Raw genomic sequence first — 13,779 nt, 5'->3', positions numbered from 1 at the left:
CTGCGTGTTCAACTGTCGATATGGCGTTCCCGCCACTGTCTTCCTTATCAATCCTGCACGATGTACTCCAGTGGCAGGTGATGGGGTATTACGCTAACTCATTGTCATGACAATGGAAAAACGCTGAGCAATCGCCTACTGCGCATGGCGGGCCGGCTCACGGTTCACGGCTTAGGTTCACGGTTCACGAAGACGCAGGCCCCGATCAATGAGTGTAATTGAACCACCCGAGCAGGCGCTGGGAGATTCCGGCGGGCAGGACACTCAACCACCAGCACCCGAAGTTGAGCGGGAAGGGGAAGCTGATACGCGCCCGGTTACGCGCTGCACCCTTGAGAATGCGGCGTGCGGCCTTCTCGGGTGGCATCTCGAAGGGCTTGGGCCCTGGCATGGCCTCACACATCGGCGAGGTGACATAGCCGGGCATGACGACGGTGACACCCACGCCATGGGGTCTGAGCCAGCTGCGCAGGCCTTCGCCATACGCCTTGACTGCCGCCTTGCTGCCGCTGTAGCTGGGCGTCAATGCCAGGCCATGCCAGGCCGCGAGGGAGCTGAGCAGTACCAGCTGACCACTGCCGCGCTGCTTCATCGCCATGGCCAGATGGTGAGCCATGCCCAGCGTGCCGATCACGTTGGTCTGCAGCAGGCGGCGTGAATCCTCCCAGCGCTCTCCGTTGCCCTGGGGGCCGATATCGGTGTTCATACCGGCATTGGCGATGGCGATATCCGGCACGCCGCGCGCGCAGACTTCATCCAGCCAGGTGAACAGGGTCTCTTCATCACACAGGTTGAGTACCGTGCATTCCACCTCGGCGCCCAGCTTGCGGCAGTCGTTGGCGATCGCATCGAGCTTGCGCTGCTTGCGGCCGGTGAGAATCAGCGTGGTGCCCGTCTCGGCGTAGGCGCGTGCCAGGGCACCGCCGATCTCGCCCGTGGCACCGGTGATCAGGACGCGTCGCAGGCGGCTGGCATCCTGGGCGGCTTTCGCACTGGCGTCGCTCTCTGCAGGTCGGCTATCCGCTCGGTGAGTGCCAGCGTCGCGTTCAGCGTCGGTGGGCTCTGGCTGCTGGGGGGGCATGGCCGTCATCTTTGGTCTCCTTGAATCCCGACACCGAAGGTCGGCAGTTCCCTTGCGTTTCTCGTTATGGTCGGGTGAGAGAGGCTGCCATCATTGGCGTGTCTCACCGTTATTGCGTGGTCCAGCAGTCTTTTTGCATGTTCAGCAGCGGCTCAACATGTTCTCCAGCGGCGAGCGTTCGGCACACAGTATCTTGGAGGCGCCCAACACGGCCAGTTGCATGCCCGGCTTGCAGTAGAAGCCGCCATTGAGCTGCACGGTATGAATCACCGTATTGCGGAAATGTCGGAAGAGCGTGGTGTCGGGGCGCTGGCCCTGGGTCCAGAAATCATGCAGCGAACCCTGGAAGGTCAGGCCCGGCAAGTTGAAGATCGGGTCACCCATGCAGAAGGTCGGGCAGCGATACTGCAGCGCCACGTTGCCGGTCGTGCTGTTGACCGTGATCATGCCCTTGGCCTGCTGCAGCAGCTTCTCCAGATTGCCGCTCTCCAGATAGACGATACGCCCGATCAGGTCGTAGCGGCGCTCCAATGAGCGAATCAGTCCCGGGTAATCCACCAGCCCCATGTCGAGGGGGTGGTTCTTGATCACCAGGCGGGCACCGCGTGGCGCATTCAGGGCGAAGCTCTTCATCACTCGCTGGATGACTTCCTGCATGTTGGCGAAGCGCGAGTGGTGGCGTATCTGGGCATCGGTATTCAGCTGCAGCGGCAGCATGTAGTAGGGCGCGCCACTGCCCATCAGCTGATCGATACGCTTGGCGTCACGCCGCTTGTACCAGCGCATCAAGGGCAGTCGTGTCGCATAGCCCGCGTATTCCTGCACGGCGTGAATGCTGTGCGGGCGGTAGCGCGGGAACAGCAGCGGATTGGCCGCGCCCGCCAGGTGATAGGTGATGTCGTGGCGCGCACGCTCACTGAAAGGCGCCTTGAAACGCTGCGGCGTGGGGGCATCTTCGAGGTGTCTGCCTGCCTCACGGAACCAGTCAGGGTCGCGTGGCAGCAGGGAGTGGCCATTGACGCCTTCGCGCTCCAGTGTCACCCAGTAGGGGCGGAAGTAGCCCTCCTCGAACACGTGGGTACGGATGCCGAGATATTCCGCCTTGAGCACGGCATCACGATGTACCGGGCGTCGGTCGCCGAACAGCACCTGATCCGTGACGTGATGCTTGCGCCAGAGTTCGGCGATCCAGTCACCGAGGTTCTCGAGCTTGCCGCGATAGGCATACGCCTTGTCGTGGCGCCAGTAGAAGCTGTCGCCGCTGTTGAAGTTGACCTTGATGACCTCATGGCCATCCTGCTTGAGCTTTTTCGCCAGGTGCAGGAAGAAGGGCGAGCACACCCCCTGCAGCAACATGAAGACGCGCCGGCGGCCGCCGCCCGGTCGAATGTGAGCAGAGGGTGGATGCCCCGGAGTGTGCAATTCAGCACCACGCGAGACGTCGGGCTGAACTGGCGGTCGTGTCAGGACGGCATCATCCGACATCTTGAGCTGGCGCAGTTTTTCGACCGCGCTAGCCACGGAGGTTGCCGGTGAGAGGCCTTGTTCCCCAAGGCTCTCTTGCGCGCGAGTGTCCGCGGGCATGAGGGCGGAAGCTGAAGTGGTGAAAGGCAATGCCAGACGTCCATGTAACATGATTCAATGCTTCCCGATGAGTAAGGCGCGATAGCCTCGATAAAGACGGGTTTTCCAAGGCAATGCAGGCTTCGAGGTGCCTCTGCGAAGCTTGTCACGTTGTTGTTCCAGGATCGTGACGACTGTCTCGGCATTGCATAAGTGACCGTGCTCAGGGGCCACATACACGGGATACTCGATCAGAGCGCCAGCCACCAGGGCATCCACACTCAAGTGCCGAGTTCGTCTTGGGCACTCGACAAGGTCATGAGTCAGCCCCCAGCCAGCATAGAAGGGCAGGCCATGGGTCGTGACGGGCACACCTCGTATCAGGGCTTCAAAGCCGGCGAGCGAGCAGAGCGTGTGTACATGATCCACCTGCTCAAATAACCGACTGATATTGCCGGTGGTCAATTCGAGATCGCACGTCCCGCCTTCAGTCGCCACCTCGCCACTACGCCCGCCTGTGACAACGTCGGGATGCGGTTTATAGATCACGTAGCTTTCAGGGTGCAATTTCCGCGCCGCCTCAAGCAAAGCCTGATTGGTGCGTATCCCGGGGCACGCATGGCGTATCGAGGCATCTGACTCCACCTGGCCGACGACCAATATCACGTCACGGCCCTTGGCCATCGCACGAAGGTCCGGCAATTCATCACCTTCCGAATTGTACTTGCTCAGTCCCAACGTGATCAGGCGCTCGCGTAATTGGCGTGCGCGGCCTAACTCGGCATCGGTGAAATCATGATGCATCAACCACTGCTCCAGTGCGCTTGAGCGACTGGCGTCAAAATGCATGCCGAGCGGGTCGAGGATCAGCGAAAGTGGCCGCGTGAGATCCACCCCCAGGCCGACTGAGCGCAAGAAACCGTCCTCGATTCGCCACAGAGCGCCCCCTTGTGCAATGACAGAGGCTTCCAGCTCTGCTGTGGTTCGGCTCGCCCAGCTCAGCACCCGGGTAGGGTGCGGTGCCTGTTGTTTGCGCTGCGACATCGCTTGCGGATCATGCGCGATGGTGACACCAGCTGTCTTTTGCAGCTTTTGCAGTGCGATGGCATCGCTTTTGACGAAGTCGCAGTGCGCCAAGGGCCCCAGGAAGCCGGGCAGGAAATTACGCTTCCAGCGCGAGTACCCCGGCGCTATCCAGTGTCCTGCCAGCCTGGTAGCCATTCGCTTCTGGTCTGCAAGTAGTTGAATGATCTCTTCGAGCGCCGCGGCCTGCTGGGTATAGGGATTGGCATAACGGCTGTATTCGAGATAGGCCGCGGCAAACACCTGCTCAAGCGTGCGTGACTCGCCTCGGCGCGGACATTGCTGGCGATCATCCGTCAGGCCCCAGCCGGCATAGAACGGCATACCGTGGCAGGTCACCGGCAGGCCTGCTATCAAGGCCTCGAACCCAAGCTGGCTGGTCACGACGTGGACGCCATCGACCTGTTCAAACAGGCACCAGGGGTTGATGTCGTCACTCAGCAGCGTGCAGCCAAGCTTGCGTGCCTCTTCCAGCAGGTAGCCGCGTTTCTTGCCGGCTATCACATCCGGATGCACCTTGACCCACACCTCGGCTCCCTCGATGGCACAGGCCTCCCTCAGCATGGCAAGGAAAGTCTCCCGGTTGGCCATGCCGCCCATGACAGACGCATCCTCGGCGGTCTGATCCACGATGAGAAGTCGCTGCATGCCAGGCTTTCGGGCTGGTAGCTTGCGCTCTGGTGCATGGTTGTACTTGCTCAAGCGATGCATGCGCAGGCTTTCGAGAGCCGCGCGCGCGCGCGCCAACAACGCCTCACCCTGACGCGTCGGCGCTTCCTTGATCAGTTGCTCGAGATCACTCGGTTGGCGCGCATCGTAATAGATGCCCTGATGATCGACCACCATCGCCATGCCAGGGTAACCGGCGCTTGCCAGGGTCAGAGAACGCAGGAAACCATCCTCCAATGCAACGTAGGGAAATCCATGTTCAAGCGCATATTGGCGCGCACGTTTCGCCGTGGGTTTATGTCCCCAACCGACGACACGGATGATGTTTGTCGAGGATTTCTGGCCCGTGAATTCTGGCGCAGTATTTATCCCTTTCGATGCCCCGAGTTCTGGCAAAGAATCAGCCTCGCTCGCTGCCGGTTGTTGTTCTTTTCCTACATTTTTTTTGCTCAGTGTACCTGTCGGGGCACGTCGCCTGGCAGCGAAAGATAAATTCTTGAAGGTGAGCGAGTTGTCATTGTTCTGACATGAAAGGGGTGTACGCCCTCTTGTCAGTGGCAGCAACTCGGGAATGAAGCAGGCAAGAAGTGGTTGGCGATAAATACCTGAAGAAAAACAGAGCGATGCCCCAGAGGTCGCGTCATTCGTGACATCTGCTGATCCGTGCCGAGCGTGAGAGGCGCAGGGCAGAGCACGCATGATAAGCCCCCATCCTTGGTTCATTGCCGCCTTCAGCATGCAGGGTGTCCGTTTCAGATAAGAAAAGTGACTGCTTACTCGTGATGCTCCGCACGCCTGGTGAGAGTGTCGTGTGAGACCGTTGACTCAGAGTCCGCAAATAGGGAAAGTACGCAAAGTGACGAACGAATTCAATCAAGTCTTTGCTCGCGATATTGGTAGCAGGCAAATGATTAACCTGTGCTTTATTTTGTTTGTCAGCTTTTTCACTGCATGCTTTAGCAGTAATAGCTTTACTGCTAAAGTGCCACGCTCTGCGATGCATTTTCATTAATGCTTGAGCTTCATGTGAACGTGAAGCGCAGGGCTTGACCAGAAGAAGCGGCAGGACGCCAAGGGAACGCTAGTAGATGGAAATCGCGCAGCACATGGATGCTTTTGTCACCCTGGTGGTGACGGTAGGAGTGTTGGCAGGGCTTGTCTGGAATCGTTGGCCGGCGGAGTGGCTGATGATGGCCGCTGCCGTGTCGTTGATTCTGCTGGGCGTCATTTCTCCGGCGACCTTCCTGGCCGGATTCGCCAATCCGGGCATCATGACCATCGGCGCACTTTTCGTGGTCGCCGCCGGCGTTCAGGAAACCGGGGCGCTGCGCTGGATGCTCGAACGTCTGCTCGGGCGCCCCAGCTCTCCTTCTTCAGCATTGGCACGCCTGATGCCGATCACCTCGCTGCTTAGCGCCTTTTTGAACAACACCCCCGTCGTCGCACTCTTCATTGGCCTGGTTCAGGGCTGGTGCGCGCGCATGAAAATCTCGCCTTCGCGTCTGCTGATGCCTATGAGCTATGCCGCCATCCTTGGCGGTACCTGCACCCTGATCGGCACCAGTACCAATCTGGTCGTCGACGGCCTGCTGCAGTCCCAGGCCAACCTGCCCGGGCTCGGCATCTTTGATATCTCTGCGCTAGGCGTGCCTGTGCTGATCATCGGCACCCTGTGGATGGTGCTGATCGGCTGGCGTTTCCTCCCCCAGCGCAAGGGGCTGGTCGAACAGCTTGGCAATGGGCGCGAGTATTCGGTGGCCATGCGAGTGGCCGATAAGGGGCCGCTGCACGACAAGAGCATCGAAGAGGCGGGGCTGCGCAGTCTTCAATTCGGCTATCTGGCCGAGATAGAGCGCTCCGGCAAGCTGCTGTCCATGGTCGGCCCTGACACCATCCTCCAGTCCGGTGATCGCCTCATCTTTGTCGGTGTCGCGGACACGGCGCATGAAGTGCGTGTTTTCCGCGGGCTGGAAAGCGACGCCGCAGGCCTGGACCTGGATCATCACCAACGCCGCATGGTCGAGGCCGTCATCGCCCCTAGCTCCCCCGTCGTCGGCATGAACGTGCGTGAAGCTCGCTTTCGTACCCGCTACCAATCCGTGATTCTCGCCGTGTCACGTGATGGTGAGCGCATCAACAGCAAGGTCGGTGACATCGTGCTGCGCCCCGGTGACACCCTGTTGCTGGAAGCCGCTGCCGATTTCACGCGCCTGCATCGCTATAACCGCGAATTCCTGCTGGTCAGCACGCTGGATGGCAATGGCATGCCCAACCTCACCAAGGCGCCCATCGCACTCGCCATCATTAGCCTGATGATCATCACGCACCTGGCGGGCATGGCCGAACTGGTCGAGGCGGCCGTGGCGGCCGCCATTCTGATGGTCTTCACCGGTTGCCTCCCGGCCTCGCAGGCGCGTGCCAGCATCGATGGCAGCGTGCTGGTCGTCATTGCCGCTGCCCTGGGGCTGGGGCAGGCGATGACCGACAGCGATGCGGCCCAGATGGTGGCGGACCAGCTCATGCAGCTGGGCGGCGGCTCGCCGCTGTTGATGCTGGCACTCGTCTATCTCACCACGACGCTATTTACCGAGATCATCACCAACAACGCCGCCGCCGTGTTGATGTTTCCGATCGCTATGGCGGTCAGCGAGCAGCTGGGGGTCTCATTGATGCCCTATGCGATTGCCATCATGTTCGCGGCCTCGGCCAGTTTCCTTACCCCGCTGGGCTATCAGACCAACCTGATGGTGATGGGCCCGGGGGGCTACAAGGTGTCCGATTACATGAAGGTCGGTTTGCCGATGAGCATCATCGTCGGTGTCACCTCGGTCGCTCTGATTCCGCTGATCTGGCCCTTCTCGGGCTGAGTCATTGACGGGCTAAACCATGCTCTGCTTCGTCTGGCAGCCGCTGGCGAGCGTTACCCTTTACATCGCCAGCCTGGCTGGCGAATTCACACTGACAGGAAGGCACATGACGGATACGACAGTGAGCACGACCGACAGCACGACACGCGCCATGTTGAATGCGTTGGAGGCCATTGCTCGCAAGGCGGGCGCTGCCATCATGGAGATCTACGAGAGCGGAGACTTCACGGTCGACATGAAGTCGGATGATTCCCCGCTGACCACGGCAGACCGTGCAGCGCACGCCGTCATCGTCGACGGTCTGAAGGCCATGGACGCCGAATTCGGCGCCACACCGATCCTATCCGAGGAAGACGCGGACATCAGCTGGGACGTGCGCAGTGACTGGACGCGTTACTGGCTGGTCGATCCGCTGGATGGCACCAAGGAATTCATCAAGCGCAATGGCGAATTCACCGTCAACATCGCGCTGATCGAGCAGGGCGTGCCGACCATGGGCGTCGTCTATGCGCCGGCCATCGAGACGCTTTACGTCGGTGCCCAGCAGGGCGAAGGCCAGGCCGCCATCGCCGAGAAGCAGGTTGGCGAGGGTGGGCGTCAGGCCATCGCCGTCAGTGACGTGCCGAGCAGCACCGACAGCTGGCGCATCGTCGGGAGTCGCTCTCACCAGACCGAAGAATTCAAGGCGTTCGTCGCCGACTTCGCTGCCTGCGATATCGTCGCCATGGGCAGTTCACTGAAGCTGTGCCTGGTGGCGGAAGGGGCGGCAGACCTCTACCCGCGCCTCGGCCCGACCTGTGAATGGGATACCGGTGCCGCGCATGCGGTGGTCGAAGCCGCGGGTGGCCAGGTGCTGAATGCCGAGACCCGTCAGGCACTGCGTTACAACCAGCATGACAGCGTGCTCAACCCCTATTTCATCGTCTGTGCCACGCCGGCCGCTCCCTGGGCATGAACCAGGCGCTAGACAGAGGGTAGGCAAGCGTCACGGGACTGACGCCAGAAGATGTCAGTCTCGTGTCAAAGATACTATGTTCTCTTCGCAGCGAGTTTCGTGTCTCAGCGTGTGCGGAGAGGATAAGGACAACTAGCAGAGTGATCTCAAGGAACCTGTAATGACTGCATCATCTACGGCCGACAAGCTCGGCATCACACCGGAACGTCAGACCCACCTCAAGCAGCTTGAGGCCGAATCCATTCACATCATCCGTGAAGTGGCAGCGGAATTTGCCAATCCGGTCATGCTGTATTCCATCGGCAAGGATTCCGCCGTCATGCTGCACCTGGCGCGCAAGGCCTTTGCGCCGGGCGTCCCGCCGTTCCCGCTGATGCATGTCAACACCACCTGGAAATTCCAGGAAATGATCAAGTTCCGCGACGAGATGGCCGCGGAAGTCGGCATGGAGTTGATCGAGCACATCAACCAGGAAGGCGTCGAGGCGGGCATCAACCCGTTCGATCACGGCAGCGCCAAGTACACCGACATCATGAAGACCGCTGGTCTCAAGCAGGCACTCGACAAGCACGGCTTCGATGCCGCCTTCGGTGGCGCACGTCGTGACGAGGAAGCTTCACGCGCCAAGGAGCGCGTCTACTCCTTCCGTGACCAGTACCATCGCTGGGACCCCAAGAATCAGCGTCCGGAGCTGTGGAACATCTACAACTCCAAGATCAACAAGGGTGAGTCCATCCGCGTCTTCCCGCTCTCCAACTGGACCGAGCTGGACATCTGGCAGTACATCTATCTCGAATCCATCAAGATCGTGCCGCTCTATTACTCCGCCGTGCGTCCGGTGGTGAAGCGTGACGGCCTCGACATCATGGTCGACGACGATCGTCTGCCGCTCAAGGAAGGCGAAGTGCCGGAGATGAAGTCCGTGCGTTTCCGCACCCTGGGCTGCTACCCGCTGACCGGTGCTGTGGAATCCACCGCCGCGACCCTGCCGGAAATCATCCAGGAAATGCTGCTGACGCGTACCAGCGAGCGCTCCGGGCGTGCCATCGATCACGACCAGGCAGGCTCGATGGAGAAGAAGAAGCGCGAAGGTTATTTCTAGGCCACGCGCCAGGTATCCGGCTCCGTCGCCAGCAACGGCGATGGCATGCTTCAAGGCAAGCAAGACTCAACGAAATTGACAGGATGAGGGGCGTCCTCAGCGCTGGAAGCGTCGCGGCTCATACGCCACAAGACGCTCGCGCCGGACAGGCCTCGTTCAGGGAGAATGACAGTGTCACACCAGTCGACGATGATCGCGGAAAATATCGAAGCCTATCTCAAAGAACACGAGCAGAAAGACCTGCTGCGTTTCATCACCTGCGGCAGCGTGGATGACGGCAAGTCGACCCTGATCGGTCGTCTGCTCCACGACTCCAAGATGATCTATGAAGATCAGCTGGCCGCCATCACCCGCGATTCCAAGAAGAGCGGCACCACCGGCAAGGTCGATCTGGCGCTGCTGGTCGATGGCCTGCAGTCCGAGCGTGAGCAGGGCATCACCATCGATGTTGCCTACCGCTACTTCTCGACCGACAAGCGCAAGTTCATCATCGCCGATACCCCGGGGCACGAGCAGTACACCCGCAACATGGCGACCGGGGCGTCCACCGCGAGCCTGGCGATCATCCTGATCGATGCGCGTTATGGCGTGCAGACCCAGACCCGTCGTCACAGCTACATCTGCTCGCTGCTGGGAATCCAGCACCTGGTGGTCGCGGTCAACAAGATGGATATCGTCGACTATTCCCAGGAACGTTTCGACGAGATCGTCGCGGACTACAAGGAGTTCGCCAAGGATCTGGAGGTCCCGGATATCCGCTTCGTGCCGCTGTCCGCGCTGGAAGGCGACAACGTCGTCTCCATCAGCGAGCACACCCCGTGGTACGACGATGCCGACACCTACGAGGCGCGTCCGCTGATGGACATCCTCGAGACCGTCGATGTCACCGAGGACAGCAACCTGACCGACCTGCGCTTCCCGGTGCAGTACGTCAACCGCCCGAACCTCAACTTCCGTGGCTACTGCGGCACCCTGGCTGCCGGTACCGTCTCACCGGGTCAGCAGATCAAGGTTCTCCCGTCCGGCAGCACCTCCACCGTCGAGCGCATCGTCACCTTCGATGGCGATCTCGACATCGCCTGGCCGGGGCAGGCCGTCACGCTGACCCTGACCGACGAGATCGATATCTCGCGTGGCGACATGATCGTCGCCGAAGATTCCGATCTGGAGCCGTGTACCGCCTTCACCGCTGACGTGGTGTGGATGCACGAGGACCCGCTGATCGTCGGCAAGGAATACGAGCTCAAGCTCGGCACGTCCAGTGTCATCGGCCGCGTCGGTCGCATCATCCACCAGACCGACGTCAACACCATGGCGCGCAACGAAGCGGAGAACATCCCGCTCAACGGCATCGCCCGCGTGCAGGTCGAACTGACCCAGCCGCTGGCCATGGACAGCTACCAGCGTTCACCGCACACCGGCAGCTTCGTGTTCATTGACCGTCTGTCCAACATCACCATCGGTGCGGGCATGGTCAAGGAGACCCTGAGCGCCAGCAACATCGTGTGGCACGACATGGCGGTCAACAAGCAGCGCCGCGCCGATCGCAACAAGCAGAAGCCGTGCATCATCTGGTTCACCGGCCTGTCCGGTGCCGGCAAGTCCACCGCCGCCAATGCACTGGAACGTCAGCTGTTCGCCATGGGCTACAACACCTACCTGCTGGACGGCGACAACGTGCGTCACGGCCTGTGTGGTGATCTTGGCTTCAGCGAAGACGACCGCGCCGAGAACATCCGTCGTGTCGGCGAAGTTGCCAAGCTGATGGTCGATGCCGGCATGATCACCCTGGTCAGCTTCATCTCGCCGTTCCAGGCCGATCGCCAGACCGTGCGTGACATGGTCGGTACTGACGAGTTCATCGAAGTCTTCGTCAATACACCGATCAGCGTCTGCGAAGAGCGCGATCCCAAGGGCCTGTACCGCAAGGCGCGTGCCGGTGAGATCAGCGACTTCACCGGCATCAGCTCGCCGTATGAAGCGCCGGAGAACCCGGAAATCGAGATCAACACGGGTGAACTGAGCCTCGAGCAGACCGCACTCAAGCTGGTCAATCAGCTCAAGCACTACAACGTCATCGGTTGATGCATTCACGCCGATCAGCCCTCGCCGCAAGGCGGGGGCGTTTGCCGTTTCAGGACTTTCATATGACTTTCTCCCGATTCAAACAGCGCCTGCCGAACATCACGCGCCTCGCGACAGCCGCGGGACTGGCCATCGTCATCTCGGGGTGTGCCACGGATTATCCGGTCTCGACCGGTGCCGGCAGCACCAATCTGGCCAATCTGACCGGCGCGGCGGTTCTTCCGGCCGATGTCTCATCGTTTCTCGACAGCGCCGCACTCGGTGGCGTGATCGCCGTGCCGACCAGCCCTTGGGGCAGCAATGTCGAAGTGGTCGCCCATGAGCGCTACTTCGCGGCCAGTGGACGCATCTGCCGCGAGCTGACGGTCTCCAACAACCGTGACCTGCCGAGCAAGGAGCTGGCCTGCCGTACCAGCAATGACGGCAAGGCCGGCGAGGGCACCTGGGTGACCCAGCGACTGGTTACCGGTCTGCTGGAAGAGGCGCGCTGATGCGCTTGCGGCACCTTCCCGCTGACAGGTCCACCTCGGGCTCAGCGTGAACCGACTACAACAGGGGCAGGCTGGCATGATTGGCACTGACATTCCTGATCAACACTGCACCATTTCAGCACTACGAGGGGCCTAGCCCGATGACAATTTCCAGATTCTTGCTCCGGGCCGGGTGCCTGGTGGCGGTAGCGTGCCTGAACGCCAGCCCTGCCATGGCGGTCGGGCTGGACAGTGGCTCCATCCTGTCCAGTGGCGACCAGGCTTCCAGCATTCCGCAGAAGACGGACAGCGTGGAAGACAAGGCGCGTGCCGACTGGCGCAGTGGCACCTATGGCCCGCTGACGTCTCAACAGCAGACCGACCCGGACTCTCTGCCGCCGTTCGGCGAAAACCTCTTCAGTGGTGGTTTCCGCGGCATGATGGCCGATGGCCTCAACAGTAGCTACACCATCAAGCCGGGTGATCAGATCACCCTGCGGGTGTGGGGTGGGGTCGAGATCGAATCCGTGCTGCCGGTGGATGCGCAGGGCAACATCTTCCTGCCGGGCATCGGCCCGGTGAAGGTGCAGGGCACCACCAATGCCCAGCTGGATGGCAAGGTACGCAGCGCCATTCAAGAGGTGTATCCCGAGAACGTCAGTGTCTATACCAACCTGCAGGGCGTGCAGCCGGTGGGTGTCTTCGTCACCGGATATGTCGAGAATCCGGGGCGTTATGCCGGCACACCGAATGATTCCATGCTGTATTTCCTGGATCAGGCCGGCGGTATCGACCAGGCGCTGGGCAGCTACCGCAACATCAAGATCAAGCGCAATGGCCGCGTCATCAATACGGTTGATCTGTATGACTTCCTGATCAACGGCGAGATTGCTCGTCCGCAGTTCCGCGATGGCGATACCGTCGTCGTCGAGGAGCGTGGCCCGGCGATCAGCGTGGTCGGGGATGTCGAGCGTGATTATCGCTATGAGCTCACCGACTCGCGCCTGAGTGGCGAAGACGTCCTGAACCTGGCGCGCCTCAAGTCAGGTGTCTCTCACGTGCTGCTGCGTGGCTCACGTCCCGACGGCCCCATCTCGCGCTATCTGCCGGTGACGGAATTCCGCGCTGCTGACGTGCGCGCAGGGGATGAAGTGCTGTTCAGTGCCGACCAGCGTGATGAGACGATTGTCGTGCAGCTGGAAGGCAGCTTCTATGGCCCGTCACGCTATGCACTGCCGCGCGATGCCCACTTGGGCGAACTGCTCAATGCCGTCGGGGTGCCGAAAGGACTGACCGATTACCAGAGCGTTTCCATCCGCCGTGAGAGCGTCAAGGAACAGCAGGCGCAGGCACTGCAGGACAGTCTCAAGCGTCTTCAGGCCACCTATCTCGGCGCGTCTTCCTCGACCACCGAAGAGTCCGAGCTTCGTGTCCAGGAAGCCGAGATGATCGAGAAGTTCGTCGAGCAGGCGAAGAAGGAAGAGCCGACTGGACGACTGGTCGTGGCACGTGAAGACGGCAACATCGCCGATGTGCGTCTGCAGGATGGCGATGTCATCACCATTCCGGAAATCAGCGATTCCCTGTTGATCAGCGGCGAAGTCGTGGTGCCTCAGGCCATGGTCTACACCCAGGGCATGACGGTGATGGACTATATCAACAGCGCCGGTGGCTTCACGCAGCACGCGGATGAGGGCCAGATCCTGGTCGTGCGCCAGAACGGTGCCGTGCGTCGTGCCGAGGAAGTCGAGCTGCGCTCGGGTGATCAGATTCTGGTACTGCCGGAACCGCCGACAAAGAACCTGCAGCTGGCCACCAGCATCACGCAGATTCTTTATCAGGTCGCCGTCGCCACCAAAGTCGCGATAGACCTCTGATCATGGCCAGTGACATGAACGATGACA

General features: G+C 60.8%; 9 protein-coding genes. 6 read left to right on the top strand and 3 right to left on the bottom strand.

Annotation, left to right across the window (positions count from 1 at the left end; genetic code table 11):
• Positions 1–205 precede the first annotated feature (205 nt).
• The 3 genes from LCW13_RS10750 to LCW13_RS10740 all read right to left on the bottom strand — a co-directional run bounded on the left by LCW13_RS10750 (position 206) and on the right by LCW13_RS10740 (position 5,134).
• Positions 206–1,090 (bottom strand): SDR family NAD(P)-dependent oxidoreductase, encoded by an 885-nt coding sequence (locus tag LCW13_RS10750; protein ID WP_225346861.1) that lies wholly within the window; start codon positions 1,088–1,090, stop codon positions 206–208.
• A 132-nt stretch (positions 1,091–1,222) separates the two neighbouring features.
• Positions 1,223–2,437 carry a capsule biosynthesis protein gene (locus LCW13_RS10745; RefSeq protein WP_225346860.1) on the bottom strand — a complete coding sequence of 405 codons (1,215 nt, stop codon included), beginning with the start codon at positions 2,435–2,437 and terminating at the stop codon, positions 1,223–1,225.
• Positions 2,438–2,719: 282 nt separating this feature from the next.
• Complete coding sequence (locus tag LCW13_RS10740) at positions 2,720–5,134, bottom strand: capsular polysaccharide biosynthesis protein (protein WP_225346859.1); 2,415 nt, start codon at positions 5,132–5,134, stop codon at positions 2,720–2,722.
• Positions 5,135–5,502: 368 nt separating this feature from the next.
• Between LCW13_RS10740 and LCW13_RS10735 the strand changes: the two genes are divergently transcribed.
• The 6 genes from LCW13_RS10735 (at position 5,503) to LCW13_RS10710 (ending at position 13,752) form a co-directional block, all read left to right on the top strand.
• Entirely contained in the window at positions 5,503–7,263 is a 1,761-nt protein-coding gene (locus tag LCW13_RS10735; protein ID WP_225346858.1) for an SLC13 family permease, read from the top strand.
• A 106-nt stretch (positions 7,264–7,369) separates the two neighbouring features.
• Entirely contained in the window at positions 7,370–8,218 is an 849-nt protein-coding gene (gene cysQ, locus LCW13_RS10730) for a 3'(2'),5'-bisphosphate nucleotidase CysQ (RefSeq protein ID WP_225346857.1), read from the top strand.
• A gap of 160 nt (positions 8,219–8,378) precedes the next feature.
• Entirely contained in the window at positions 8,379–9,320 is a 942-nt protein-coding gene (gene cysD / locus LCW13_RS10725) for a sulfate adenylyltransferase subunit CysD (protein ID WP_225346856.1), read from the top strand.
• 165 nt (positions 9,321–9,485) lie between these two features.
• Positions 9,486–11,405 carry a sulfate adenylyltransferase subunit CysN gene (cysN, locus tag LCW13_RS10720; RefSeq protein ID WP_404813622.1) on the top strand — a complete coding sequence of 640 codons (1,920 nt, stop codon included), beginning with the start codon at positions 9,486–9,488 and terminating at the stop codon, positions 11,403–11,405.
• 62 nt (positions 11,406–11,467) lie between these two features.
• Positions 11,468–11,896: a DVU3141 family protein gene (locus tag LCW13_RS10715; RefSeq protein WP_225346854.1), complete on the top strand. Its 429-nt coding sequence runs from the start codon at positions 11,468–11,470 to the stop codon at positions 11,894–11,896.
• A gap of 140 nt (positions 11,897–12,036) precedes the next feature.
• Entirely contained in the window at positions 12,037–13,752 is a 1,716-nt protein-coding gene (locus LCW13_RS10710; protein ID WP_225346853.1) for a polysaccharide biosynthesis/export family protein, read from the top strand.
• Positions 13,753–13,779: the final 27 nt, after the last annotated feature.

Source organism: Cobetia amphilecti, from assembly GCF_020217465.1.
GTDB classification, from domain to species: Bacteria; Pseudomonadota; Gammaproteobacteria; order Pseudomonadales; family Halomonadaceae; genus Cobetia; species Cobetia amphilecti.
Note: the sequence above shows the minus strand (reverse complement) of the source record. Positions and strands in the feature narration are given on the sequence as shown.

Bases quoted from the DNA above. Each gene is read 5' to 3' on its own strand.
- LCW13_RS10750 (WP_225346861.1), bottom strand. From the start codon at position 1,090: ATGACGGCCATGCCCCCCCAGCAGCCAGAGCCCACCGACGCTGAACGC.
- LCW13_RS10745 (WP_225346860.1), bottom strand. From the start codon at position 2,437: ATGTTGCTGCAGGGGGTGTGCTCGCCCTTCTTCCTGCACCTGGCGAAA.
- LCW13_RS10740 (WP_225346859.1), bottom strand. From the start codon at position 5,134: ATGCTGAAGGCGGCAATGAACCAAGGATGGGGGCTTATCATGCGTGCT.
- LCW13_RS10735 (WP_225346858.1), top strand. From the start codon at position 5,503: ATGGATGCTTTTGTCACCCTGGTGGTGACGGTAGGAGTGTTGGCAGGG.
- cysQ (WP_225346857.1), top strand. From the start codon at position 7,370: ATGACGGATACGACAGTGAGCACGACCGACAGCACGACACGCGCCATG.
- cysD (WP_225346856.1), top strand. From the start codon at position 8,379: ATGACTGCATCATCTACGGCCGACAAGCTCGGCATCACACCGGAACGT.
- cysN (WP_404813622.1), top strand. From the start codon at position 9,486: ATGACAGTGTCACACCAGTCGACGATGATCGCGGAAAATATCGAAGCC.
- LCW13_RS10715 (WP_225346854.1), top strand. From the start codon at position 11,468: ATGACTTTCTCCCGATTCAAACAGCGCCTGCCGAACATCACGCGCCTC.
- LCW13_RS10710 (WP_225346853.1), top strand. From the start codon at position 12,037: ATGACAATTTCCAGATTCTTGCTCCGGGCCGGGTGCCTGGTGGCGGTA.